This window comes from Vogesella sp. EB (genome assembly GCF_001037925.1).
Lineage (GTDB): Bacteria > Pseudomonadota > Gammaproteobacteria > Burkholderiales > Chromobacteriaceae > Vogesella > Vogesella indigofera.
Genome location: NZ_LFDT01000021.1, coordinates 1 through 24,909, shown reverse-complemented (window position 1 = coordinate 24,909; position 24,909 = coordinate 1). Strand labels below are relative to the sequence as shown.

Annotated in this window: 23 protein-coding genes and 2 pseudogenes; 12 read left to right on the top strand and 13 right to left on the bottom strand. The window is 69.1% G+C overall.

All coding sequences use genetic code 11. From position 1 onward, the window contains the following. Nucleotides 1–22 precede the first annotated feature (22 nt). Nucleotides 23–781 (bottom strand): arylmalonate decarboxylase, encoded by a 759-nt coding sequence (locus ACG97_RS12070; protein ID WP_047967616.1) that lies wholly within the window; start codon nt 779–781, stop codon nt 23–25. A 171-nt stretch (nt 782–952) separates the two neighbouring features. On the opposite strand from ACG97_RS12070, the gene ACG97_RS12065 reads away from it, so the two are divergent. Further along, nucleotides 953–1,828: an NAD(P)-dependent oxidoreductase gene (locus tag ACG97_RS12065; protein ID WP_047967643.1), complete on the top strand. Its 876-nt coding sequence runs from the start codon at nt 953–955 to the stop codon at nt 1,826–1,828. 11 nt (nt 1,829–1,839) lie between these two features. Here ACG97_RS12065 and ACG97_RS16980 read toward each other — a convergent pair whose 3' ends face one another. After that, on the bottom strand, nt 1,840–2,622 hold the full coding sequence (locus tag ACG97_RS16980; protein WP_162199010.1) for a 4'-phosphopantetheinyl transferase: 783 nt from the start codon (nt 2,620–2,622) through the stop codon (nt 1,840–1,842). 103 nt (nt 2,623–2,725) lie between these two features. Here ACG97_RS16980 and ACG97_RS12055 point away from each other — a divergent pair, with 103 nt between their 5' ends. The 4 genes from ACG97_RS12055 to ACG97_RS12040 all read left to right on the top strand — a co-directional run bounded on the left by ACG97_RS12055 (nt 2,726) and on the right by ACG97_RS12040 (nt 5,546). Then, entirely contained in the window at nt 2,726–3,307 is a 582-nt protein-coding gene (locus tag ACG97_RS12055) for a TetR/AcrR family transcriptional regulator (protein ID WP_047967615.1), read from the top strand. 148 nt (nt 3,308–3,455) lie between these two features. Further along, nucleotides 3,456–4,256, top strand: coding sequence for an MOSC domain-containing protein (locus ACG97_RS12050; RefSeq protein ID WP_047967614.1), 801 nt, complete (start codon nt 3,456–3,458; stop codon nt 4,254–4,256). Then, the gene (locus ACG97_RS12045) at nt 4,237–5,007 is read left to right on the top strand and encodes an ABC transporter substrate-binding protein (RefSeq protein ID WP_082133782.1); all 771 of its coding nucleotides are present in this window, start codon (nt 4,237–4,239) and stop codon (nt 5,005–5,007) included. Before ACG97_RS12050 ends, ACG97_RS12045 begins: the two co-directional genes overlap by 20 nt. After that, a complete protein-coding gene (locus tag ACG97_RS12040) occupies nt 5,004–5,546 on the top strand; it encodes a hypothetical protein (RefSeq protein WP_047967612.1) in 543 nt (180 codons plus the stop codon). Before ACG97_RS12045 ends, ACG97_RS12040 begins: the two co-directional genes overlap by 4 nt. Before the next feature lie 151 nt (nt 5,547–5,697). On the opposite strand, the gene ACG97_RS12035 is transcribed toward ACG97_RS12040, so the two are convergent. Further along, the gene (locus tag ACG97_RS12035) at nt 5,698–6,807 is read right to left on the bottom strand and encodes an NAD(P)/FAD-dependent oxidoreductase (RefSeq protein ID WP_047967611.1); all 1,110 of its coding nucleotides are present in this window, start codon (nt 6,805–6,807) and stop codon (nt 5,698–5,700) included. A gap of 202 nt (nt 6,808–7,009) precedes the next feature. Between ACG97_RS12035 and ACG97_RS12030 the strand changes: the two genes are divergently transcribed. Further along, a complete protein-coding gene (locus ACG97_RS12030) occupies nt 7,010–7,750 on the top strand; it encodes a sporulation protein (protein ID WP_047967610.1) in 741 nt (246 codons plus the stop codon). 82 nt (nt 7,751–7,832) lie between these two features. On the opposite strand, the gene ACG97_RS12025 is transcribed toward ACG97_RS12030, so the two are convergent. Further along, nucleotides 7,833–8,150, bottom strand: a complete 318-nt coding sequence (locus ACG97_RS12025) for a hypothetical protein (RefSeq protein WP_047967609.1) — start codon at nt 8,148–8,150, stop codon at nt 7,833–7,835. Nucleotides 8,151–8,219: 69 nt separating this feature from the next. Next, nucleotides 8,220–9,644: a PLP-dependent aminotransferase family protein gene (locus ACG97_RS12020; protein ID WP_047967608.1), complete on the bottom strand. Its 1,425-nt coding sequence runs from the start codon at nt 9,642–9,644 to the stop codon at nt 8,220–8,222. Between the two features lie 474 nt (nt 9,645–10,118). On the opposite strand from ACG97_RS12020, the gene ACG97_RS12015 reads away from it, so the two are divergent. Further along, on the top strand, nt 10,119–11,300 hold the full coding sequence (locus tag ACG97_RS12015) for a benzoate/H(+) symporter BenE family transporter (RefSeq protein ID WP_047967607.1): 1,182 nt from the start codon (nt 10,119–10,121) through the stop codon (nt 11,298–11,300). 197 nt (nt 11,301–11,497) lie between these two features. Here the strand turns inward: ACG97_RS12015 and ACG97_RS12010 are convergent, their stop codons facing one another. Next, nucleotides 11,498–12,646: an HD-GYP domain-containing protein gene (locus tag ACG97_RS12010; protein WP_047967606.1), complete on the bottom strand. Its 1,149-nt coding sequence runs from the start codon at nt 12,644–12,646 to the stop codon at nt 11,498–11,500. Between the two features lie 144 nt (nt 12,647–12,790). Between ACG97_RS12010 and ACG97_RS12005 the strand changes: the two genes are divergently transcribed. Then, on the top strand, nt 12,791–13,393 hold the full coding sequence (locus tag ACG97_RS12005) for a purine phosphorylase (RefSeq protein WP_047967605.1): 603 nt from the start codon (nt 12,791–12,793) through the stop codon (nt 13,391–13,393). Between the two features lie 137 nt (nt 13,394–13,530). On the opposite strand, the gene ACG97_RS12000 is transcribed toward ACG97_RS12005, so the two are convergent. Further along, the gene (locus tag ACG97_RS12000; RefSeq protein WP_047967604.1) at nt 13,531–13,926 is read right to left on the bottom strand and encodes a hypothetical protein; all 396 of its coding nucleotides are present in this window, start codon (nt 13,924–13,926) and stop codon (nt 13,531–13,533) included. Between the two features lie 278 nt (nt 13,927–14,204). Here ACG97_RS12000 and ACG97_RS11995 point away from each other — a divergent pair, with 278 nt between their 5' ends. Beyond that, nucleotides 14,205–14,807 (top strand): CBS domain-containing protein, encoded by a 603-nt coding sequence (locus ACG97_RS11995; RefSeq protein WP_047967603.1) that lies wholly within the window; start codon nt 14,205–14,207, stop codon nt 14,805–14,807. A 349-nt stretch (nt 14,808–15,156) separates the two neighbouring features. On the opposite strand, the gene ACG97_RS11990 is transcribed toward ACG97_RS11995, so the two are convergent. Further along, complete coding sequence (locus ACG97_RS11990) at nt 15,157–15,621, bottom strand: Lrp/AsnC family transcriptional regulator (RefSeq protein WP_047967602.1); 465 nt, start codon at nt 15,619–15,621, stop codon at nt 15,157–15,159. Between the two features lie 137 nt (nt 15,622–15,758). On the opposite strand from ACG97_RS11990, the gene ACG97_RS11985 reads away from it, so the two are divergent. Continuing rightward, nucleotides 15,759–16,664, top strand: coding sequence for a DMT family transporter (locus ACG97_RS11985; protein WP_156168032.1), 906 nt, complete (start codon nt 15,759–15,761; stop codon nt 16,662–16,664). A gap of 79 nt (nt 16,665–16,743) precedes the next feature. Here ACG97_RS11985 and ACG97_RS11980 read toward each other — a convergent pair whose 3' ends face one another. The 5 genes and pseudogenes from ACG97_RS11980 to adh all read right to left on the bottom strand — a co-directional run bounded on the left by ACG97_RS11980 (nt 16,744) and on the right by adh (nt 22,645). After that, nucleotides 16,744–17,385 carry an META and DUF4377 domain-containing protein gene (locus tag ACG97_RS11980; protein ID WP_053068164.1) on the bottom strand — a complete coding sequence of 214 codons (642 nt, stop codon included), beginning with the start codon at nt 17,383–17,385 and terminating at the stop codon, nt 16,744–16,746. Nucleotides 17,386–17,594: 209 nt separating this feature from the next. Next, nucleotides 17,595–18,182 carry a methyl-accepting chemotaxis protein gene (locus ACG97_RS18275; protein ID WP_369793043.1) on the bottom strand — a complete coding sequence of 196 codons (588 nt, stop codon included), beginning with the start codon at nt 18,180–18,182 and terminating at the stop codon, nt 17,595–17,597. 228 nt (nt 18,183–18,410) lie between these two features. Continuing rightward, nucleotides 18,411–19,583 (bottom strand): annotated as a pseudogene (locus ACG97_RS18270) (FIST signal transduction protein); the annotation flags it as partial. A 211-nt stretch (nt 19,584–19,794) separates the two neighbouring features. Further along, on the bottom strand, nt 19,795–20,946 hold the full coding sequence (yiaY, locus tag ACG97_RS11970) for an L-threonine dehydrogenase (RefSeq protein WP_047967601.1): 1,152 nt from the start codon (nt 20,944–20,946) through the stop codon (nt 19,795–19,797). A gap of 184 nt (nt 20,947–21,130) precedes the next feature. Further along, nucleotides 21,131–22,645: an aldehyde dehydrogenase gene (gene adh, locus ACG97_RS11965; RefSeq protein ID WP_047967600.1), complete on the bottom strand. Its 1,515-nt coding sequence runs from the start codon at nt 22,643–22,645 to the stop codon at nt 21,131–21,133. A gap of 272 nt (nt 22,646–22,917) precedes the next feature. On the opposite strand from adh, the pseudogene ACG97_RS18265 reads away from it, so the two are divergent. Further along, a pseudogene (locus ACG97_RS18265) lies at nt 22,918–23,463 on the top strand (hypothetical protein); the annotation flags it as partial. A gap of 370 nt (nt 23,464–23,833) precedes the next feature. Further along, nucleotides 23,834–24,769, top strand: a complete 936-nt coding sequence (locus ACG97_RS18065; protein ID WP_369793042.1) for a sigma-54-dependent Fis family transcriptional regulator — start codon at nt 23,834–23,836, stop codon at nt 24,767–24,769. Nucleotides 24,770–24,909: the final 140 nt, after the last annotated feature.

The following is a 24,909-nucleotide window of genomic DNA, read 5'->3' as shown; positions in this document are numbered from 1 at the left end:
TTAGTGCTGCCGACAGTTGCCGTTAGCAACAGCTGAACAAACGGCCAAAGCCATCGAACTGGTCATCAATGCCGCTCATGCGAAGCGCATGCCAGTACAGCACCGTGTTGTTGGCGATCACGGGCTTGCCGGTCCACTGCTCGGCGGTATGGGCAAAGCTGGCCATCGGCACGTTGGTGCCCACCTGCACGATCGCCTCGACACCCGGCGCATTGGCGTTGTCCACCGCATTGCGCAGATCCTGCAGGCTGACCTCGGCGATCCGGGATGGGCTTTGCCCGCCCAGATTGGCCAGCGCCACCACCTCGTAGCCCTTGTCGACAAAGAACTGCGCGACCGCCTCGTTGCCAATGGCGGTGTAGGGGGAGATCAGGCCGATACGGCGCACACCGCCCAGGCGGGCCAGGGCCTCTTCAATGGCGTCGGCGCTGCAGGTGATGCCGACCCCGCCGGCGGTGTCCTGCAACTGCGCCAGCATCTGCGCGTGTGCGTCTACGCCTCGCCAGTAGGCATCGGGAGACACCGCCACGATGATGCGATCGAGCTGGCAGTCCTGCAGGCTCTTGATCGCCGGCTCCGTGGCACGGCGCATCGCCTGGATCACGCTGTTGAAGCCGGGCTCGGCGACCAGCGACTGGTCCACTATCACCATCCGGCCCACATGGTTGGTCACGCCGTACGGCCGCATGTCGTCCATTTCCGGCTGGGCGGAAGTATTGGTCGACGGAATGACCACGCCGACGCGCAAACGGTGACCGAGAATTTTGTTGGCATTACTCATTTTTGATCTGTTTTGTCCTTGGCAAGCGATGGAAATCGCGGACCACCCAGAAAAAAATGTCATATGGGTTGACCGCAGCCGAGCGGCATCTTACATTAACTGGAACGATCATTCCAAATTTAATTACCCATTTTGAATTTCCCGGAATACCCGGTCACCAAGGACAACACAATGAACACGATAACCCCCACCATTGCCGTATTGGGCAGCGGCCTGATTGGCGCACCGGTCGCACGCAATCTGGCCAGCAAGGGCTTCAAGGTAAAGGTCTGGAACCGTACGGCAGCCAAGGCGCAGGCGCTGGTGCAGGACAATTTGCAGGCTTGCGCCAGCGTGGCCGAAGCCGTCCGTGATGCCGACTGCATCGTGACGGTGCTGAAAGACGGCGACAGCGTGGCCTCCGCCATGGCCGCCGGCAGCGGGCACTTCCGGCCCGGGGCCAAATGGCTGCAGCTCAGCACGGTGGGGATAGATGCCGCCGCCAGCCTGGCACAGCTGGCCAGCCAGCAGCAGCTGGTGTATTTCGATACGCCGGTGCAGGGCACGCGCCAGCCGGCAGAGCAGGGCCAGCTGATCATTCTGGCCTCCGGCCCCCAGGCCGGACGAGAGGAAGTACAAACCGTCTTCGACGCCATTGGCAAGCGTACCCTGTGGGTGGCAGACGAAGCCGGCCAGGCCAGCCGCCTGAAACTGGCCCTGAACAACTGGGCCTTCACCCTGACCCACGGGCTGGCAGAAAGCCTGGCGCTGGCCAAAGGACTGGGGGTCGATCCGGCTTTGGTCGTCGATGTCGTCAGCAACGGGCCGATGGACTGCGCCTATTTCCAGCTCAAGAGCGCGGCCATGCTGGCAGGCAACTACACGCCAAGTTTCAGCGTGGCCAATGCGGTAAAAGACAGCAGGCTGATCCTCGATGCGGCCAGCCAGGCCGGCCTGTACGCCGAAGTGGCCGGCGCGGGGCTGCACCGCTTCGAGCGCGCCCTTGCCGCCGGGCATGGCGACAAGGACATGGCGGCCAGCTTTCTGGCACCCGACCTGCCAGCCTGAGCGGCAGCGTGCTAGGGAATGCCGCGCAGGTCGGCCAGGGTGTAGACACTGTCGGCATCAAAGGTGAACTGCACGGCAAACGGCTGGATACGTCGGTGCCACTCGCTGCCGGGAACCGGCGCCAGCCACAGCTGGCCGGCATCCCGCGCCAACTGGCAGACTTCGAACTCGGTAAAGTCAACGATGCGGCCAAAACGATGCGACAAGGCCTTGTAACCGGCCTCTTTCGCCGAGAAGATCAGCGTCGCCATCGTGCCCGCCGCCCGGCTTGGCAGGCAGGCGCGATCCGCCGCGGTGCAACAAGCCGACACGATGTCGTCCAGCCGTTCTCCGGCCGCCAGCGGCTCGCAATCCACGCCCAGCCCGTCCGGCTGCGGACTCCATGCCGCGACCGCCGCCGCCAGGGTGGGGCTATGGGTAATGGATCCGGTAACACCAGCGGGCCACAGGGGCCGACCGCTCGCATCGCGCCCCAGCACCGCCGCCGTCAGCGGCAACGCGGCCAGCACCTGCTCGGCACACAAGCGCCCGGCCAGAAAAGACAACTGCCGGGAGCGCACGCAACGCGCGGGAATGGCCGGGTGCAGGCTGGCGGGCACGATATCGCCCAGCAGCGCATCCAGCGCCGGCAAGGACAAGGCCGCGACCGAGCCGCCCGCCACCGGCAGCGGCCACGGGCGCCAGAGCGCGGCGACACTGGCGCCAGCACCGTCCGGCGGAGACAGCACGTGCCGCAGCGCCGACAGCAAGCCTGCCGGTACAACAGCGCCTGACATGATGTGATAGCCTTTCACGCTTGCAAATGCGGCCCATAGTAACAGAGCCCCAGCCGGCCACAGCGGCTCGTCCCCGACCGGCGGGCCAGCGCCCGTACCACCCTTTCCTTCACCACCGACCATGCATACTGCCCACTTCCACCCCGATGACGCCGCCGACGCGGCGATGCACGTTTTCTGGCAAAAAGGCTATGCCGCCACCTCGATCCAGGATCTGGTGGACGGCACCGGCCTGTCGCGCAGCAGCCTGTACAACACCTTCGAAAGCAAGCACGGGCTGTTCCAGCACGCCTTGCGCCGTTATCACTGCCAGACTGCGGCCAACGTTGCGCTGCTGGCAGAAGATGGCCCCGCCGTCGCCCGCGTGCGGGCGCTGCTGCAGCAAATCGCCGACGACGAGCTGGCCGGCGCCGCCTGTTGCGGCTGTCTGGTGGCCAATACCGCGCTGGAGCTGGGCGGGCGCGACGGCACGGTGAACGGCCTGCTGCAGGAACACTTCGCCACGCTGGAGACCGCCCTCACCGCGCTGATGCAAAGAGGGCAGCAACAGGGCGAGATCGCGGCCGGCAAGTCGCCGGTCGCCCTGGCGCGTTTCATGGTCGCCACCATCCAGGGCCTGCGCGTGCTGGGCCGGGGTTACGAGGGCGAGGCGCAGGCGCAGCGGCTGCAGGACGTGATCGAGGTCGCGCTGGGCAGCCTGTGAGCCGCGCCGGCCGGCCGCCGCAGCGCAGCGGCACCCGCCATTGCTGCGCCATCACCACTCCCATACCACCCATTTCATGCGCCCGGCATTGTGATGGCGCGGCACAGCGGCTAAGCTTGCCGTTTCGATTCTGCGTCCGGAGCCGGCCATGGCCCTCACCCAACTGTTCGTCCATCCGCTGAAATCCTGCCGCGGCAATGCGCTGCAGCGCGCCGAGGTCACGCCGCAGGGGCTGCGCGACGACCGCGTGTGGCTGGCCAGCCGTGCCGACGGCCAGTTCATCAGCGCGCGCAGCCACCCGCGGCTGGTGCAGGTCGGCGTCACGCGGCAGGCCGACGGCCAGTGGTGCTTCACCGCGCCGGGGATGCCGCCGCTGCTGACCAGCCCGGCCAGCTACCGGCAGCGGGTGCCGGCCACGGTGTGGAAGTCCGCGTTCAGCGCGCTGCACGGCGACGCGGCGGCCGACGCCTGGCTCAGCCACTACCTGGGCGAGCCGCTGCAGCTGCTGTGGCTGGGCGAGTCCACCCGCGTGCAGAAAACCACCGCCGATACGCTGTCCTTTGCCGACGGCTATCCCTACCTGCTGCTGAGCGAGGCGTCGCTGCTTGACCTCAACAGCCGGCTGGACAGCCCGGTGAGCCTGCGCCACTTCCGCCCCAATCTGGTGGTGGACGACACCTTCGCGTTTGAAGAAGACGAGTGGCGGCGCTTTCGCATCGGCGCCGTCGAATTCGAAGTGGTCAGCCGCTGCACCCGCTGCGTGCTGACCACCGTCGATCCCGACAGCGCGCAGCCGGATCCGCAGCGGCAGCCGCTGGCGACGCTGCTCGGCTACCGCCGGCTGGCAGAGGGGGTGTGCTTCGGCGTCAATGTGATCGCGCGCAACAGCGGCACGCTGCAGCTGGGCGACGCGGTGGAGGTGCTGGACAGTGCGCTGGCCTTCGATTAAGGCCGGTGTGCTGTGGCTCGGCCTGCTGCTGGGCAGCGGCAGTGCCGGCGCCGTGCACACGGTACGCGTCGGCTTTCCGGAGGCCATCCCGCCGTGGGTGCAGCCCGGCGGTCGCGCCGGCATCGCCATCGAGCTGTTGCGCAGCGTGCTGCAGGCCGAGGGGCTGCACCTGCACCCCGTGCAGCAACCCTACGCGCGGCGGCTGCAGGCCTACCGCCGCGGCCAGCTGGACGCGCTGTACGACATCGGCCCGCAACAGCAGCAGCACGAGCAGCTCAACGGCAGCATCAGCCAGCCGCTGCACAGCTTCGACAACGTCGCGGTCGCGCTCGGCCGCCGCCAGCTGGAAATCGAGCAGCTGGGCGATCTGGCACGCTGGCGGGTGATGGCGTGGGATGGTGCCGGCAATTCGCTGCCGGCCGGCTACGACCGCTTGCTGGCGCTGGCCGACGGCAATTATCTGGAAGCCGGCAACCAGGGCCACCAGCTGGTCAACCTGCTGGCCGGCCGCGTCGACGTCATCCTCAGCGACCGGCTGATCTTCGAGTGGCAGCGCCGCCAGCTGTTCCCGGCGAGCCTGGAGCACACCCCGTCGCTGCGCATCTACCCGCTGCTGCCGCCGAAGGAGGCCGGGCTGCTGTTCCGCGACAGCGGCCTGCGCGCACGGGTGGACGCCCGCATCCGCGCACTGAAGGCCAGCCCGCAGTACCAGGCGATCTTCACCCGCTACGGCAGCGAAACGCAGCCATGAGCGTCGCCGCCACCCTACTGCCCGATTACCAGTTCCACGAACGTCACCAGCGGCAATGCCGCGCCACGCCGGCCGCGCTGATCGCCGCCGTGCCGCGGGTGCAGCCGCAATCGCTGCCGCTGGTACGCGTCCTGCTGCAATTGCGCGAGCTACCGGCCCGCCTGTTGCGCGATCCGGCGCGACAGGGACAGCCGCTGTTCGGCCTGCACGAATTCACCCTGCTGCACCGTGACGAGCACTCGCTGGCGCTGGGGCTGGCCGGCCGCTTCTGGCGGCGCGACTTCGGCCTGGCCAGCATTGCCGACGCCGACGGCTTTCGTAGCTTCGCCGAGCCGGGTGTGCCCCGGCTGCTGCTGACCTTCCAGGCGCAAGCCAATGACGGTGGCAGCCTGCTGTGCACCGAAACCCGCGTCCACTGCCCGGACCGCGCCAGCCGCCTGCGCTTCTGGCCGTACTGGCTGGCGATCCGCCTGGCCAGCGGCCTGATCCGGCGACAGATGCTGGCCGCCATCGAACAGGCTACCTGCAAACCGGACTGATTGGCCACGGGCGACGTCTCCCGCCGCATCACGCGGCACCATGCGCGGCGCGCCACACGGCTTGCGGCCAACGTTGGCCGCAGCCGGCATGACAAACGCCACCTTGCGGCAAGGTGGCGTTTGGTTGGCGGCGATCAATCATCACCGGCGCTCAGACCGGTGCCCAGTACTGGCGGCAGCGGCGCAGCACCTCGTCGGCGATGGACAGGCAGGCGGTGAGGCCGGGCGATTCGATGCCGAACAGGTTGATCAGGCCGCGGATGCCGTGGCCCTCCTGGCCCTGGATCAGGAAGTCGCCCTCCGGCTTGTCCTCGTTGATCACCTTGGGGCGGATGCCGCTGTAGGCCGGCGACAGCGCGCCCTGCGGCAGCTGCGGCCACCAGCGGCGGATGCTGTGGTAGAAGCCGTCGACGCGGTCGGGGTCGACGCGGTAGTCGATGTGGTTGATCCACTCCACGTCCGGGCCGAAGCGCGCCTGGCCGGCCAGATCCAGCGTCAGGTGGGTGCCGAGGCCGCCCGGCTCCGGCAGCGGATAGATCAGGTGCGAGAACGGGTGCCGCCCCGACAGCGTGAAGTACACGCCGCGCGCGTAACGCACACGCGGGATGGTTTCATGTGGAACACCGCGCATCTTCGCCGCCAGCACGTGGGCGGTGAGGCCGGCGGCATTGACCACGGTGCCGGCCAGCAGCTCGCTGCCGTCGACGAACAGCAGCATACCGTCCTTGGTCTCCTGCCCGCCGGTAACGCGCGACTGCAGCGCCAGCACCGCGCCGGCGGCCTCGGCGTCGGCCAGCAGCGACAGCATCAGCGCGTGGCTGTCGACGATGCCGGTGCTGGGCGAATACAGCGCCGCGTGCGCCTGCAGCGCCGGCTCGACCTCGGCCAGCACGCGGCGGTCCATCCAGGTCAGGTCGGTCACGCCGTTGACCAGCGCCTTTTCCTGCAGCGCCACCAGCCGCGGCATCTCGCTGTCGTCCACCGCCACGATCAGCTTGCCGGTCTGGCGATGGCCGATGTCGCGCTCGCGGCAGTACTGGTACAGCAGCCGCTTGCCGCGCAGGCAGTGCAGCGCCTTCAGGCTGCCGGCCGGGTAGTGCATGCCGGCGTGGATCACCTCGCTGTTGCGGCTGGAGGTGTGCTGGCCGAAGGCGGATTCCGCCTCCAGCACGATCACCTCGCGGCCTTCCTGCGCCAGCGCGCGGGCAATCGCCAGGCCCACCACCCCGGCACCGATCACTACGCAATCGACTTTTTCCATCGCTGTCTCCGTTGTCGTGGCGCTGTTTTACCCTGATGCCGCGCGGGGGTAAAGCCGGGCTGACGCCGGCGGCCACGCCGCTGCCGCGGGCGGGGAATTTCCGCTAGTATGCCGCCATGCTGATGCCGGCAACCCGCCGGCGGAACCTGGCGGCGGCGGCATGGTCTGCCACGCTGCCTCTCTTTCATTTCACGGATCAACCATGTTCAAGAAACTGCTAGCTTCCATCGGCGTCGGCGGCGCCAAAATCGATACCCGCCTCGACAACCCGCGGCTGCGTCCCGGCGAGGTGCTGTCCGGCCACGTGCTGGTGCAGGGCGGCAACGCCGACCAGGACATCGAGAAAATCGAACTGGTGCTGATGACCGAGGCGGAACAGGAAGCCGGCGACCACGAGGCGCGCGGCGCCATCGCGCTGGGCGTGATCCGCGTCGCCGAGCGCTTCACCATCCGTGCCGGCGAAACACGCCAGCTGCCGTTCCAGCTGCTGCTGCCGGCGGAAACGCCGGTCAACGCGCTGCCGCACTACGGCCGAGCGCTGCCGGTGTGGATCCACACCGACCTCGCCATCGCCGCCGCCGTCGACGCCAACGACCGCGACCTGCTGGAAATCCACCCCACGGCCCAGATCGGCACCCTGCTGGCCGCCTTCGAGCAGCTGGGCTGGCCGCTGTACAGCACCGACGTCGAGGTCGGCACCGCCCGCGTCGGCAACGTGATGAGCACGCTGGGCTGCTACCAGGAATTCGAGCTGAAACCGCGCGGCGGCAATTTCCGCATCCAGGAGATCGAGCTGACCTTCATCCCCTACGGCCACGACACCCACGTGCTGGTCGAGGTTGACTCGCGCTTCGGCGGCGATGGCTACCTGGTACTGGTGATGGGCGCCGATTTCGCCAGCCGCGACTGGGTCGCCGAGCTGCGCCAACGACTGGCGCTGTAAACGGCCGCCACCACAACGACAAAAAGCCGCGTCGGTCCGACGCGGCTTTTTTGCAGGTTGCGGCCAACCCTGGCCCCGCGGCTTACGGTTTCAGCGCCGAGGCCGCCTCTTTCACCGCATCGACCTGCTGCCTGGCCTCGTCCAGCTGCTGCCCCAGCTCCGGATCCAGCACTGCCGCGGCCTTGCCCACCCGCGTGGCGACGCCCAGCGCCGCGCTGGCGTCCTGCGCCAGCTGGCCGGCCTGCTGCCGCAACGCGCCCAGTGGCGCACTGCTGTCTGCCACCACCTGATGCACGCCGCCGATGGCGGCGGAGGCGTCCTGCTGCAATTTCGCGGTTTGCTGCTCGCTGCACGCTGCCAGCCCCAGGCTGGCCAGTAACACGACGATGACTGCACGCATGTTGTTGATTCTCCGGTTAAAAGATGCTCGCGATAGAGCGGGCAAAACCGGGCAAGTTCCGCAGTGCACTCAGTTTCCCAGTGCCAGCTGCCCCAGCCGCGCGATCGCCGCCGCCAGCGCCGGGGTGAAAGGTTGGCCGCAATTGATGCGCAGGCAGTGGCCGAAGCGCGGCGCCGCCGAGAACGCGACGCCGGGCGCAAAGCTGATGCCCTCCGCCAGCGCGTGCTGCAACAGGCGCGTGCTGTCCACCGTCTCCGGGCACTCCACCCACAGCACCACGCCGCCCTGCGGCCGCCGCACGCGGGTGCCGCGCGGAAAGTGCTGCAGCACCGCGTCGGCGGTAGCCGTCATCTGCGCCGCCAGCTGCAGACGCAGGCGCTGGCTGATGCGGGCGTAGTCGCCGCTGTCGAGCACGTCGGCCAGCACCACCTGCAACAGCGGCGACGACACCAGCGTGCTGCTGGCGCACAGCCTGGAGAGCGCACCGTGGTGACGGCCGGCGGCCAGCCAGCCGAGGCGGAAGGAGGGCGCGAAGCTCTTGGTGAACGACGCGCAGTAGATCACGTCGCCGTCGCGGTCCCACGCCTTCAGCGGCGTCGGCCGCTCGCTGCCGTAGTGCAGGTCGCCGAACACGTCGTCCTCGATGATGGTGACGCCGTGCTTGCGCGCCAGCGCCAGCAGCCGCTTCTTGTTGTCGTCCGGCATCAGCGCGCCGGTCGGGTTCTGGAAATTGGGCACGCAAACCAGGCATTTCACCGCCGGGCCGTGGTGCAGCGCGAACTCCAGCGCCTCCAGCGACAGGCCGGCCTCCGGCGTGCACGGGATTTCCAGCGCCTTCAGCCCCAGCCCCTCCAGCGTCTGCAACAGGCCGAAATAGACCGGTGTTTCCACCGCCACCGTGTCGCCGGGGCGGGTCAGGTGGCGCAGCGCCAGGCTGATGCCCTCGGTAATACCATGCGTGAGCAGGATGCCGCCCTCGTCCAGCACCAGGCCGCGCTCGGCGCCGAGGCGCACCAGCGCCGCCAGTAGCCGGCGCTGTTCGCCGGCCGGCAGATGGGCGCCGATCAGCTCCGGCTGCCGCGTCAGCGTCAGTTGCAGGCGCCGCGCCAGCTCGGCGGCCGGATACAGGCTGGCGGCGGCCTCGGCCATGTGCAGCTGGGAGTGGATGCGCTCGTCACCCAGCTGCAGCAGGGTGGACATTCGGCTGCTGACATCGACCAGCGCCGCCGCGCTGGGCAGCGGCGCGGCGGTTCCGGGCGACGACGGCGCCGCCGGCAGCGCGGCAAAGTAGCCGGCGCGCGGCCGCGCCAGCACCCGCTGCTGCTGTTCCAGATAGCGGTAGGCGGCCAGCGCGGTGAGGGTGTTGACGCCGAATTCGGCGGCCAGCGCGCGCACCGCCGGCAGGCGGCTGCCGGGCGGAAATTCGCCGCTGTCCAGCCTGGCGGTCAGGGCATTGGCGATGTGGCGGTAAACGGGGAGGGCGCTCGGGTTCATCCCGCTGTTATATAGAACAGCGGCGCGCTGCGCCAGCCTGTTGTAGCCGGCTGTGGCAGGTTGGCCGCAAGCACACGCCGTACAGTGGCGACACCACGGCAGTCCGGTCGCCGCGCTACCCGCGCCGGCAGCGTCCACCGACGCCGGATGCCGCCCACCGCGCAACCCGTGCGCGACCGGCGGCGGCCTCTGACCTAGGGTCTGTTGACGTTTCGTTTGCGGTCGCGCCGGAGCGGGTTTTTCGCCCTGGCAAGGCGTCGAGCGCGACGCGTAGTCGGCTACGCGAGCGCTCGGCAACGCCGCCGGGGCGGAAAAATCGCCCGGCCCTGCGGGTTTGGGCCAGAACCGTCCTGGCCCGGCGTTGCAGCCCGCTGGCGCAGAACAACTGCGCGGCGCGTGCTGCGCCTTGTTCCAGGACGGTTTTGACCCAAACGCGACCCACAAACGAAACGTCAACAGACCCTGAGGACTACCATGTTCAAACACCTACCCCCGTCGACCCTGATCACCGGTGTGCTGACCATTGCTGTCGGCTACACCGGCCCCTTTCTCATCATCGTGCACGCCGCGCAGCAGGCCGGGCTCAGTCCGGCGCAGCTGGCCTCGTGGCTGTGGGCGGTGTCGCTCGGTTCCGGTGTAGCCGGGCTGTGGTTGTCATGGCGCTGGAAGATGCCGGTGATCACCGCGTGGTCGACGCCCGGCGCCGCGGTGTTGCTGGCGTCCCTGCCCGGCGTGCCGTACCCGGAGGCAGTCGGCGGCTTCGTGCTGGCCGGCCTCGCGGTGTGGCTGGTCGGCGTCAGCGGCGCCTTCGACGCGCTGATGAAACGCTTTCCGCCGGCGCTGGCCGCCGCGCTCTTGGCCGGCATCCTGTTCCGCTTCGTGGTGGAGCTGGTGCCGGCGGCGCGCGATCACGCCGCGCTGGTGCTGCCGATGGCGCTGGCCTTCTTCGCCGGCCGCCGGCTGTGGCCGCGCTACGCGCTGATGGCGGCGCTGCTGCTCGGTTGCGTGCTGCTGGCGCTGCAGGGCGGTTTTGCCGCCACGCCAACGTTGGCCGCCACCGCCAGCGGCCCGCTGTGGACCACGCCGCAGTTCAGCGTCGCCGGCCTCAGCAATATCGCGCTGCCGCTGGCGCTGGTGGCGCTGACCGGCCAGTTCCTGCCCGGCATGGCGGTGCTGAAAAACGATGGCTACGACCTGCCGGCGCGGGTGCCGGTCAGCCTGCTGGGCGGCGTGTCGCTGCTGCTGGCGCCGTTCGGCGGCCACGGTGTGGTGCTGGCGGCGATTACCGCGGCGATGTGCACCGGCCCCGAATGCCATCCCGACCCGCAGCAACGCTGGAAGGCCGGCGTGGTGGCGGCGCTGAGCTACCTGCTGGTGGCGGCGGTGGGCGGCTCGCTGGTGGCGCTGCTGCTGGTGCTGCCCAAGGCACTGGTGATGGCGGCGGCGGCGCTGGCACTGTTCGGCACCCTGGCGTCGTCACTGACCGCGGCGCTGGGCAACGACAGCCAGCGCGAGGCGGCCTTGCTGACCTTCGTGGTGGCCGCCTCCGGCGTAAGCATCGCCGGCATCGGCGCGCCGCTGTGGGCGCTGCTGGCCGGGGTGGCCGCCAGTGCGGTGTTGCGCTGGCAGCCACGGCTGGCGCTGCGCGGCGCCTGAGCGGGCGGAGTCTCACGCGGAAAAGAAGGAGCCAGGCTTGCGGCCAACCTTGCTACCCGGCACGGGTTCCCCCACTGACGCGCCAGAATCAGGCCTGGCGAAACCGGCGGAGCAAGCGACGTTTACAAGTGGTCAGTGCGCATTCCGCAGCCGTTTGCAACGCCGTATCGCCCCCGCCGCCGATCGTGAAGCAACACTCAGCGCCGCTGCCACAGCCGGATCAGATAGGCCGGCTTGACGCCGGTGCTACCGCGACCGACCGCCTTGTTGATGCGGAATGGCAGCTGGCGGGTGTCGCGCAGCAGCGGCTCGGCGTAGGGCGGGCCGTCGCGACGGCGCAGCGCCGCCACCCGCGGCGTGTTGGCGCTGTCGCCGCGGTAGGTGACCACCGCGATCTCGCCGCTGGCCAGCTCGACAAAGCTGCCCGGCGGATACACGCCCAGTTCCTTCACCAGCGCCGCCAGCTGCGCCGGATCGTGGCCGCCGGCCGGATCGCGGAACAGCGTCGCCAGCGCCTGCGACGGCAACAGCCGCCCGCTTTCCACCTGTTCCCCCAGCTGGTCCAGGAGCGCCAGCAGGCGCGCCAGCGGCGGCACCTCGTCGCCGCGCAGCGCCTGCGGGTAGCCGCTGCCGTCCGGCTTTTCGTGGTGGCACTGCACCAGGCTGTGCCACAGCTCGTCGTCGATGCCGGCCTCGCGCAGGATGGCGGAGCCGATCACCGGATGGGCGAGCAGTGCCGCGCTCTGCGCCTCGCTCAGCGGCTCGTCCTGCTGCCGCAGCTTGCCGAGCAGGCCGACGATGGCGATGTTCATGGTCAGCGCCGCACCACAGGCGCTGTGCAGCGTCGCCGCGTCCAGCCCCAGGCGGCGGCCGAGCACCGCCAGCGTGGTCGCCACCCGCAGCCCGTGTGCGGCGGCGGGCAGGCGGCTGTCCAGCAGCAGGCTGGCCGCCAGCATGCCGTCCGGCAGGCGCTGGCTCAGTTCCAGCAGGCTGGCGAGCACCTCGCGCAGCGCGCTGCCGAGGCCACGCACCGCCAGGCCGTGACTGAGCAGACCCTCGACGCGGTGCAGCAGGAATTCGAACTCCACCAGCGGATTGCACGGCTGCGCCAGGCTGTCCTGCTGCCGCCGCGCCGCGCGTTCCTGCTGCTCGCGTTCCAGCCGCGCCGCCACCGCCTCGCTGTCGCCGTGGCCGGCGGCGAGCAGGCGCTCGCGCTGCTCCGGGGTCAGCACGTAGTGGCCCTTCTTCAGCAGCAGGATGCCGCTCTCGTGGTAGACATCGACCGGCAGGGGCTGGCCGAGGCGGACGAAGGAGGACGGCAGTCGGGTCTTGGCGGAATCGGCCATGGCAAGGGCACCGGCGACGGGATTATTCAGTAATGGCTCAAATTCCTGAAAAGAACACCACTAAATGCAGGCCGCCGCCGCCCGGCCGCGCCGGCCGCTGTGGCATAGTGGCGGCTGTCCCTTTTCACTAGCCCGCGAGCCGCCATGAGCATCTGCATCCTGTTTCCCACCGCCACCGAGGCGCGCCAGTTCCAGCACCCCGGGGTGCACACCGTGGTCAGCGGCGTCGGGCTGACCGCCACCGCCTACGCCACGCTGAAGGTGATCCACGAGCGGCGACCATCACTGCTGATCCTGGCCGGCATCGCCGGCATGTATCCGCAGGCCGGGCTGGCCATCGGCGAGGTGGTACTGGTCAGCTCGGAGGTGGAAGGCGATCTCGGCTTCTTCACGCCGCAGGGCTTTACCCATCTGGCGCAGCTGCCGCTGGAGATGGCGTTCGAGCGCCGCCATACGCTGCACTGCCCGCACCTGCCGGCGGCCAGCCCCCTGCGCCGCGCGCGCAGCCTGTCGCTGAACGCGGCGCTGGCGCCGTTCGTGGACAGCAGCGCGGTGGAGATCGAGAACATGGAGGGCGCCGCCTTCTTCCATGTCTGCCAGCAGGAAGGAGTGCCGTTTATCGAGCTGCGCGCCATCTCCAACGTGGTGCAGCCGGGGCACGACGACTGGGACATGGACGGCGCGGTAACGGCGCTGCACGCGGCGCTGACCCAGCTACTGGCGCAGTTGCCGGCGGTGGCGGGCTAGCGCCGCTCACGCCGCGTCTTGCCGCCGTCGCCGGGGGTGTCCGGCTGCCGCACACGAAACCGCACGCAACAACGGCCCGCCGCAGGGGGATCCCTGCCCGGGCCGTTTGACAAGCTGCTGCGCCGGCTAAGCCGTGATCACAGGAACTGCAGCAGCGCGCCGTCGCGGTTGAACGCGAGGTAACGCGCCACGTCGCCGCCGGTCTGGATGGTCTGCACCATGCGCTTCAGCGGGCCGTCGGCGTCGGCGCTGCTGCTGCTGTCGATAGCGGCAACGAACACCAGCTGCCAGCGCGCGTCCAGCGCGTCGGCGTCCTGCGCCAGCTGCGCGAAATCGCCCAGCTCGGCCGGCGTCTTGTCGACACACAGGATGGGCTGCAGGATGCCGCCTTCGCCGGCGGCGAAGCGTTCTGCTTCCTGCGCCGTGTGGTCGTCGTGCAGGCGGCGCTGGCAAAAGGCGAACAGCAGGCGTTGCGGGGTCGGCTGGGCGCGGGCGGCGGCCAGCAGGCTGGCGAAATCGGTAATGGCGGTCATGGCGGGCGGTCCTGATACACGGGGCGGGACTAACAGTGTACGGGCGGCGGCAACTGTTGCCGATACGCCAAAAGACGGAGCCGGCTAGCTCCTGTGGTTGACGAAAATCAGCTGCCGGCCAAGAAAAACGCGCCAGGCGCCGGCAAAGCGTGCTTAGATAAAGACACTGGGGTGCCAATGGGGAAGCATGATGGTGTTGCCCCCGGTATTGCGCACCGCCGCCGGGAGCTCGTGCCCGGCGCGCGGCAAAACCAGAAAACAGACGAGGAGCGCCCGCCATGGACACCCAGTACCAAGCCCTGACCACCCTTTCCCTGCCGCAAACCACCGACCTGATCCACGTCGACCAGCGCCCGCAGCGCACGCTGTCGCTGAAAAGCCCGGCGCTGGACGTGATGACCGACCTGAAGGTGATCGACCCGGTCAGCATCTGCGAGGACGCACTGCTGCACGACGCCCACGAACGCATGGTCAGCCACGGCATCCGCCTGCTGTTCGTCACCGACCGCGAGGGCGCGCTGACCGGCCTGCTCACCGCCTCCGACGTGCTCGGCGAACGACCGATGAAATGCATCCAGGAACGCGGCAAGCGCCACGATGAACTGCTGGTGTCCGACGTGATGACCCCGCGCCGCGAACTGGAGGCACTGGACATGGCCGAGGTGGCGAACGCCAGCATCGGCCAGCTGGTCGCCACCATGAAGCACACCGGCCGCCAGCACGCGCTGGTGGTGGAGCTGAACGGCAGCAGCAAGCACCTGGAAGTGTGCGGCCTGTTCTCCACCTCGCACATCGCGCGCCGGCTCGGTATCTCGCTGAACTTCATCCGCGTGCCGCAGGCCTTCGCCGAGATCGAACACGCGGTGCTGCACGAGGACTGAGCCACGGCACCTTAAGCTAAGCCGGACAATATTGCGGCCAACCTTGATCAAGGTTGGCCGCATTCGTTTGCAGGGTCGCGTCCAGCGCCGCGAACAACACCTCGCAGCGCAGCTGAGGCTAGGCGCGCCGACGCAGACCGTAGCAGTCGTACGGCTAGGCGGTGCAATGCAGGATCAGGGGTTTGCTTAGCGGCGCTCAGAACGTGTTCACGATCTCGCGCGCTCACGCGAGACAAGGCGAAAACGGCTGAGGAAGCGGCGTTTATCCAGAGATAAACCAGCATGCCGAAGCGGTTTTCAACGTCGTATCGCCCCGTGAGATCAGTTGCAGCAGATCGTGAACAGGTGCTCAGTCCGGATCGGCCGGCACCGCGGTACGGTACTTGCAGGTATTGATCACAACCAGCGACTCGAACTCGCGCACGTGCGGGTTGTTCATCAGGTGGGCACGGGCGAAGCGCTCGTAGTCGCCCATGTCGCGCACCAGCACCATCAGCACGAAATCCGGGCGGCCGGTCACGTTGTAGCACTCCATCACCTCCGGCGCCGCGTCCATCGCCGCCTTGAACGCATCCACCAGCGGCGCCTGCGCGCGCTGCAGCATCACGTTGACCACCAGCCGCAGCGTGCGGCCGAACAGCGCCGGATCGACCAGCGCCACCTCGCGCCGGATGATGCCCTCGCTGCGCAGCCGCTTCAGGCGGCGGGTGACCGCGGTCGGCGACAGGTTGACCGCCTCGGCCAGCGCGTCGTGGGTCTGGCGCGCGTCTTCCTGCAGCAGCGCCAGCAGTTTGCGATCGTAAGCATCCAGCATGTCAGGAATCCTGCGTCAACAGCCATTCAAAAGCAGCGTCGCTGCACTGTGGCGCATGATAACGCAGCAAGCGGCAGCGGCGGGCTTTCTACACTGTGAGCATCGCATCGGGCAAACGCCCGCCACCGGAGCCGCACATGAGCACCCTCAATCCCGCCCGCCGCCTCGCGGCCAACATTGCCGCGCTGTCCGCCAGCCGCTGGCTGCCCTACGCGCTGTTCGCCGGGCTGGTGACGATGTGGGCGTACAACTACGTGGTGATGAAGGTGACGCTGCAGGCGGCGACGCCCATCACCCACCTGATCATCCGCACCACCATCGGCAGCCTGACGCTGTTCGGCGTGCTGCTGGCGCGCGGCCACGGCCTGCGGCCGCAACGGCTGAAGCAGACACTGCAGGTCGGGCTGACCACCACCTTCGCCTACGGCCTGACGGTGACGCTGGCGCTGGTGGCCGGCGCCGCCGGGCGCACCTCGGTACTGGTGTTCACCATGCCGTTCTGGGTGGCGCTGCTGTCGCGCTGGCTGCTGGCGGAGCCGTTCACCGCCAACGCGCGCCGCGCGCTCGTCGCCGGCTTTGCCGGGCTGATGCTGATCGTGGCGCCGTGGCAGCTGCACGGCGTGCTGCCGATGCTGCTGGCGGTGCTGGCCGGTTTCCTGTGGGCGCTGGGCTCGGTGCTGACCAAGAAGACCGCGCAGCAGGGCCAGCTCGACAGCCTGAACTTCTCCGGCTGGCAGGCGCTGATCGGCCTCGCGCCGCTGCCGCTGCTGCTGCCGTTCGCCGATTTCGCCGCCATCCACTGGTCGCCGGCCTTCGTGCTGGGCATGATCTACTCCGGCGTGTTCTCCAGCGCGGTCGGCTGGCTGGCGTGGCTGTGGCTGCTGCGCCGCCTGCCGGCGTCCACGCTCAGCTTCAACGCGCTGGTGATCCCGGTGCTGGCGGTGGCGATGGCCGCCACCAGCCTGGGCGAATGGCCGGGCAGCGGTGAGCTGCTGGGCATGCTGCTGATCGGGATGGGCATCGTGCTGATCGCGCGGCGCTGAGTTTTCCCTGCCCCAAAAGACATGCGGCCAACCTTGTACAAGGTTGGCCGCATGTTTTCTATGGACTGCGCCGCGCGTCTTACGGCGCGACCACCTGCTGTTCGATCACCTTGTCCAGCACCCAGCGCACGGATGGCGCGTCGGCCGGCGGGTTGGGCACTTTCACTTCCCTGATGCGCAGGCGGTAGGCGATGCCCGGCTCGGGCTTGAAGCCCTCGATCTCGCCGTAGTGCAGCTGCCACGGCGCGTCCTTGCTATCGCGCACCTGCAGGCACTGCATCGGCGCCACACCGCTGCACGGCTTGCGTTCGGCGGCGACGTAGACCAGCCGCGTCGGCGCCGCCGACAGATCCTCCTGCTGCCGCAATTCCAGCTGCTTGCCCGGCCCGGCCAGCAACAGGTGGCCGTCCTGCTGCCGCACCGTCGGCCGGCTATTGAGCAGCTGGCTGAGGTCACGGTCGCGCGCCATCGACACCGCGTCGCAGGCCATCATGGTGCTGGCCAGCTGGTCGACGATCAGTACGCCGTTCTCGACGCGGGCGGTGCCGAACAGGCGGTTGCAGCCGCCGGACACCGACAGGCGGCCGTTTTTCAGTTCCAGTTCGATCGGCGGCTCGTTGTCGCCGGCCGACTTCCAGCGGCCGTCGGGTTGCGGCGTGGTGGCGGCGCAGGCGGCCAGCAGCGCGGCGGAGATGAGGGCGGAATAGCGGGACAGGCTCATGCGGACTCCTTGTGGCAGGGCGCCGGCAACAACGCGGCGCAGGGCGGCAGGGGAACACGCGCCCTGCCAGGATGGCCGCAAGGCTAACGGCCACCTCATGCCAGCGTCAATCAGGCGCTGGTTAAGCTTTGTGAAGCCGGTCACACACCGTCACACAAACGCCTGCGGCCAACCTGTCAGGGTTGGCCGCAAGCGCAGTACGGGCAGGCTTACTGCTGTTCCAGCTTCAGGATCGCGTCCAGCTCCTTGTCCACCGCGCGCATCTTTTCGTACAGCGCCTCGGTCTGGCCCAGCATCTCGTCCACGCGCAGCTTGCTGTGCTGCGAGGTGGCGGCCAGCTGCTGCAGGGTGCCGACCACCTTGCCCATCTCGCCGGCAAAGGCGCTGACCTGGCTGCCCATGTCGCGCACGTCGCCGCCGACATCGCGCACCCCGTTCATCACGTTGTCCACCGCACCGCCGGTGGCGTTCAGGTTCGACTGCGTGGTGTTGGCCAGCTTGCGCACCTCGTCGGCGACCACGGCAAAGCCGCGCCCGGCCTCGCCGGCACGGGCGGCCTCGATGGCGGCATTGAGTGCCAGCAGATTGGTCTGCTCGGCGATCTTCTTGATCATCTGCATCACCTCGCCGATCTGCTGCGCATCCTTTTCCAGATGGCCGATGCGTTCGGTCACCGTGCCGGCGGTCTGCGCGCCGCGATTGATCTCGCTGCCAAAGCGGTGGATGTCGTTCTCAATCACGCCCAGATGCGACACCAGCTCGGTGGTGGCATCGCGGAACAGCGGCAGGCTGGCCATCAGCTGCGCGGCAAAGCTCTTGTAGCCGTTCAGCTCGGCGATGACGCGGCTCTTCATCTGCCCGGTCATCTGTGCGCGCGCCAGCTCGCGGCGGTAGAAGTAGTTCTTGAAGTTGGCGTAGTGCACCGGGAAGCGGTCGACGAAATCGTCGCTGAACGCCGCCGTCGCCGGGTAGAAGAAGATCGCGGTCAGCGTCTGGTTGATGTTGACGCCGAGCAGCTCGCCGAAGGTGGAAAAACCAGCGGCGGGGATGTCGCCGTAGACGTTGGCACGCGCCAGCGCGCCGGCGTTGTTCAGCCGCCGCAGGATGCAGTCGTTGAGGATGGCGCCGACCGCGGCCGGCTTGCCGGCGCTGAAGGCGGCAAAGTCGCGGCGGGTGTGCTCGGCGAGATCAGTGCTGCGCAGCAGGTGCAGCCGCTCGCCGAAGGCGAGGTCGCAGGCGAACTGCAGGTAGCCGCCGGCCTCGTTCACCGCCAGCACCGAGCGCACGAACAGCTCGCCATTGATCTTGATGCCGAAGCTGTGGCTTTGCAGCTTGGCCGCCAGCTGCTGGCGCGGACAGCGGAAGTGCGCGGCCAGCGCGTCGAGCACGTTGCGGATCTCGCCGCTGTGTTCATCGATCACCGAGTGCACGCGGCGCAGCTCGGTGCTGGCCTCGGCGATGGTGAAGTGGCTGCCGCTGTCCTCGAAGTTCTGGCTCTTGAACACGCCGTAGCGGTAGGCCGGCGCCAGCTTGATGAAGGCGAACACCGCGTGGCCGTCGCGCACTTGCTGGCCGTCGTACAGTCGCGTCATCGAGAAGTCCAGCGGCCCGCCGGCGGAGCCGCCGACGAACAGGTAGGGCAGCTTGCCGGATTCGTACAGCGCCTCCAGCAGGTAGCTCTCGCTATTGGACAGGCCGTCGACCAGGGTCAGCACGAAGCCCTCGTCGTGGCGCATCGCGAACGGCAGCCGGATGCGGCCAACGTGCTCCTGCAGCCGCGCGATGCGCGCGGCGTGGCTCAGCACCGGGCTGCCGGCCTTGATGTCGTCGCAGGCCAGCGCCACCGCCTCGATGTGCACCCCGGCCAGCAGCGCCTCGTCGAACAGCTGGAACACCATGCTCTGCCACTGGCCGTCGGCCGGCAGGTACAGCGCGTCGCCAGCCTGGCGGCTACACAGCTCGCCGGCGGTGGTGGTCAGCAGCATCTTCGCCTGCGGGAAATGGCGCGCGATGCAGCGGCCGATCTGTTCCAGGTTGGCGGACGGGTTGACGTAGCCCAGCACCAGCCGCACCCGCGGACTGGCGCTGGCGGCCAGCGCCGCTTCATAGCTGTGGCTGTCGCTGCGCAAGACCTGCAGCGGCGGGATGGCGCTGGCGGCAGCGGGCGCACGGGTGGCTCGGTTACGGAAAAACGACATGCGGACTCCAGCGGTTGGGGGCGGGCAGACCACCGGAAGGTGGCGCCGGCGGCCGGCGGGCAGGGTGCCGCGCCAGCCATGACATCAAAATGATAGGCCCAAAAAAACCCGTCTGTGTTGCGACACATCAGACGGGCAAGGACAAGGCAGCAGCACTGCGGCGACAGCGGGAGGGAGCCCTGCCGCCGCAGCACCGTGCCAGGAGGACGGCTTACAGCGCCTGGCGGAAGATGGCCTCGATCTCGGCCTGGCTGGCCGGGCGCGGGTTGGTCAGGCCGCAGGCGTCCTTCAGCGCGTTGGCGGCCAGCAGCGGGATGTCGGCTTCCTGCACCCCCAGCTCGCTGAGCCGGGCCGGGATGTCGATGTCGGCGGCGAGGCGGCGGATCGCCGCCAGGCAGCACTCGGCGGCGGCGGCGGCATCCAGCGCCGCCACATCCTCGCCCATCGCGGCGGCGACATCGGCCAGCCGGCCGGCGGCGACGCTGGCGTTGAAGGCCTCGACGTGCGGCAGCAGCAGCGCGTTGCACACCCCGTGCGGCAGGTCGTAGAAGCCGCCGAGCTGGTGCGCCATCGCGTGCACGTAGCCGAGCGACGCGTTGTTGAAGGCCATGCCGGCGAGGAACTGGGCGTAGGCCATCTGTTCGCGTGCGTGCAGGTCCTGGCCGTTGCGCACCGCGGTGCGCAGGTTGGCCGCAATCAGCCGCACCGCCTGCAGCGCACAGGCGTCGGTGATCGGGGTGGCGGCGGTGGACACGTAGGCCTCGATGGCGTGGGTCAGCGCGTCCATGCCGGTGGCGGCGGTCAGCGCCGCCGGCTTGGCCAGCATCAGCGAGGCGTCGTTCACCGACAGGATGGGCGTCACGTTGCGGTCGACGATGGCCATTTTGATGTGGCGTGCCTGGTCGGTGATGATGCAGAAGCGCGTCATCTCGCTGGCGGTGCCGGCGGTGGTGTTGATGGCGATCAGCGGCAGCTGCGGCTTGGCCGACTTGTCGACGCCCTCGTAGTCGGCGATGTGGCCGCCGTTGGTGGCCACCAGCGCGATGCCCTTGGCGCAGTCGTGCGGCGAACCGCCGCCGAGCGAAATCACGCAGTCGCAGCGCTTGTCGCGCAGCAGCGCGAGGCCGGCCTCGACGTTGGCCACCGTCGGGTTCGGCTGCGCGCCGCTGAAGATGGTGGCCTCGATGTCCTGCGCCTGCAGCAGCGCGGCGACCTTGGCGGCCACGCCGGCGCGCGCCAGCCCGGCGTCGGTGACGATCAGCGCGTGGCGGAAGCCGTAGCCGCGGATCGCCTGCAGCGCGTCATTGAGGCAGCCGTCGCCGATCAGGTTGACCGGCGGAATGAAGAAAGTGGTCGTTGTCATGGTTGGAAATCCCTATGTCTGGCTTTGCCCGCCGCCATGCTGCGGCCCGGCGATGGTTCATCTGCGACTGCTGGCAGGGGGTGCGTGCTGCGCCAGCGTTCGGGTACTGCGCTTGGAACAGCGCGGCGGCAGGCAGCCCGCCGCGCCCGAGATACAAACCGGCCTGCGCCGGCCGCGCTCAGCCTCAGAAGAAGCCGAGCTTGTCCTCGCTGTAGCTGACCAGCAGGTTCTTGGTCTGCTGGTAGTGGTCGAGCATCATCTTGTGCGTCTCGCGACCGATGCCGGACTGCTTGTAGCCGCCGAACGCCGCGTGCGCCGGGTAGGCGTGATAGCAGTTGGTCCACACCCGGCCGGCCTCGATGCCGCGGCCCATGTGGAAGGCGGTGTTCATGTCGCGGGTCCACACCCCGGCGCCCAGGCCGAACAGGGTGTCGTTGGCGATGTGCAGCGCCTCCTCGACGTCCTTGAACTTGGTCACCGACAGCACCGGCCCGAAGATTTCCTCCTGGAAGATGCGCATCTTGTTGTGGCCCTGGAACACGGTCGGCTGGATGTAGTAGCCATCCTCCAGATCGCCGCCGAGGTGGGCGCGCTGGCCGCCGGCCAGGACCGCGGCGCCTTCTTCCTTGCCGATGGCGAGGTAGCTCTGGATCTTGTCCATCTGCTCCTGCGACGACTGCGCGCCGATCATGGTGGACGGATCCAGCGGGTTGCCCTGCTTGATCTCGGCCACGCGCTTCAGTGCGCGCTCCATGAAGCGGTCGTAGATCGACTCGTGCACCAGCGAGCGGCTCGGGCAGGTACACACCTCGCCCTGGTTGAGCGCGAACATCACGAAGCCCTCGATCGCCTTGTCGAAGAAGGCGTCATCCTTGGCGGCGACGTCGGCAAAGAAGATGTTCGGCGACTTGCCGCCCAGCTCCAGCGTCACCGGAATCAGGTTCTGGCTGGCGTAGTTCATGATCAGGCGGCCGACCGGGGTGGAGCCGGTGAAGGCGATCTTGGCGATGCGCTTGCTGGTGGCCAGCGCCTTGCCGGCCTCGGTGCCGAAGCCGTTGACGATGTTGAGCACGCCCGGTGGCAGCAAATCACCCACCAGCTCGGCAAAAATCAGGATCGACAGCGGCGTCTGCTCGGCCGGTTTCAGCACCACGCAGTTGCCGGCGGCCAGTGCCGGCGCCAGCTTCCACGCCGCCATCAGGATCGGGAAGTTCCACGGGATGATCTGGCCGACCACGCCCAGCGGCTCGTGGAAGTGGTAGGCGACGGTGGTGGCGTCGATCTCGCCGAGGCTGCCTTCCTGCGCGCGGATGCAGCCGGCAAAGTAGCGGAAGTGGTCGATCGCCAGCGGGATGTCGGCGGCCAGCGTCTCGCGGATCGGCTTGCCGTTGTCGAAGGTTTCGACGGTGGCCAGGGTGTGCAGGTGCTGCTCCATGCGGTCGGCGATGCGCAGCAGGATCAGCGAGCGCTGGGCGACGCTGGTCTTGCCCCAGGCGGCCTTGGCGGCGTGGGCGGCGTCCAGCGCCAGCTCGATGTCGGCCTCGTCGGAGCGGGCGATCTCGCACAGCGCCTTGCCGGTGACCGGGGTCAGGTTTTCGAAGTAGCGGCCATTGACCGGCGGCAACCAGCGGCCACCGATGAAGTTGTCGTAGCGGGATTTCAGGTTCAGGCCGTACTGGGCCGGGGTAATGGTGCTCATCGTCTCTCTCCTGTTGTCTTGGCTCACCTCAAGCGGGTGTGACTGCAACAGTGCACGGCGCGTGCCAGCGTTTCCGGATGCTGCACCGCAGCGTGCGGCCAACCTTGCAACGGCGGCCACCGCCGCGTGCCGATGTTGCAGCGCGCCAGCGGCGCTGTTTTTTTAGCGCTTGTTCGCCACGCTCGGGCGCGCATAATCGGCGGAGCGAGCCGAGCGCCGCTGTCGCAGCCTGACACACCTGTCGCGACACACTGACACAAGCCGGAGCCATCATGTCGTCCTTGCCGCTAGCCGAAATCCGCCGCCGCTTTTTCGAGGGCGAAACCCTGCCCGACAACAGCGTGCCCAGCCCGATCCTGCACTCGTGGCGGCGCTGCCTCGGCCTCGGCCTGTCCGCGGCGCGGCTGCGGCTGCCGGACAAGCTGGACACCGCCAGCCTCGGCAGCCGGCAGCAGGAAAACGCCGACTGGCTGCAGCTGGCGCGGCCGGCGATCGACGCGCTGTTCGACAGCGTGGTCGACGACGGCCACGTGGTGATCGTCGCCGACCGCCACGGCGTGATCCTCGACCAGATGGGGCACCCGGCCTTTCTCGACCGCGCCGAGCGGGTGGCACTGCTGCCGGGCATGGACTGGCGCGAGGACGTACGCGGCACCAACGCCATCGGTACCGCGCTGGTACTGGGCGGCCCGGTGCGGGTGCGCGGCAGCGAGCACTACCTGGAGCGCAACCGCCAGCTGTCGTGCACCGCCGGCGCCATCGTCAGCCCGCAGGGCGAGCTGCTGGGGGTGGTCGACGTCTCCGGCCTGCCGCGCAAGCTGGGCGACGCGCAGCAGCAGCAGGTGCAGGCGGCGGTGCGCCACATCGAGCAGCGCCTGTTCGACGAGCAGGCCGGCGCGCTGTTCGAGCTGCGCTTCGCCCCCGACGCCGCCACGCTGACCACGCCGCGCTGCGGACGGCTGGGCTTCGACGATGACGGCGTGCTGCGCGCGGCCAACCGTGCCGCGCTCTCGGCGCTGGGGCTGGACTGGCCGGCGCTGGGCACGCCGCTTTGCCGCGCTGGCCGGGCAGAGCCTGGAACACTGGCTCAGCCGCCACGGCATCGACGTTGCGTCCTTGCGCCACGGCGGCCAGTTGTATTCGGCGCGGCTGCTGCCGCCCACCCCACGGCAGGCGGCACCCGCAGCGATGCCGGCCGACCACGCCGCCGCGCGCGCCGCACGACAGCCGGACAGCAAGGTTGGCCGCAACGACGCCGGTGCGCTGCCGGACGGCCTGCTGCAACGCGGGCAACGGCTGCTGGAGGCCGACATCCCGGTGCTGGTGCTGGGTGAAACCGGCGTCGGCAAGGAGCGCTTCGTGCAGGCGCTGCACGCGGCCAGCAGCCGCGCCGGCGCGCCGCTGGTGGCGGTCAACTGCGCGGCGATTCCGGAAGGGCTGATCGAGGCCGAGCTGTTCGGCTATGAAGAAGGCGCCTTTACCGGCGCGCGCAAGCAGGGTGCCCGTGGCCGCCTGCGCGAGGCCGACGGCGGCATCCTGTTCCTCGACGAGATCGGCGACATGCCGGCCAGCCTGCAGGCGCGGCTGCTGCGCGTGCTGCAGGAGCGGCTGGTGGTGCCGCTGGGCGGCGGCATCGGGCAGAAGGTGGACGTGCGCATCGTCGCCGCCACCCACCGCAACCTGGAGCACGAAGTCGCCGCCGGCCGCTTCCGCGCCGACCTCTACTACCGCCTCGGCCACTATCCGCTGCGGCTGCCGCCACTGCGCGAGCGCGGCGACGTGGCACAGATTGCGGCCAACCTGCTGGCGCAGCACGGCGGCGCACGGCGCGGGGTCACGCTGTCGGCGGCGCTGGCCGACTTCATCCGCCGCTACCCGTGGCCGGGCAACCTGCGCCAGCTCGACAACCTGCTGAAGACGCTGCTGGCGCTGGTCGACGACGGCACCGAGCTGGGGCTGACCCATCTGCCGGACACCCTGCGCGAACACCACCCGGCGGCGGCCAGCGCCGCCAGCGGGCAGCTGGCGCAACTGCTGCAACAGCACGGCGGCAACGCCAGCGCCGCCGCACGCGCACTGGGCATCAGCCGCAGCACCTTCTACCGCCGCCTGCGCCAGGGCTGAGGCACACCGGCACTCACGCACCAGCGGGGTGCGGTGCAGGTGCCGCCAGCAAGCTGGCGGTGCAGCCGGCCTGCCGTTGCCGATCCCGCCGCCATGCTCCCGGCTTGGCCATGGCGCCAGCGGCCGCGACGGGGGCGGCC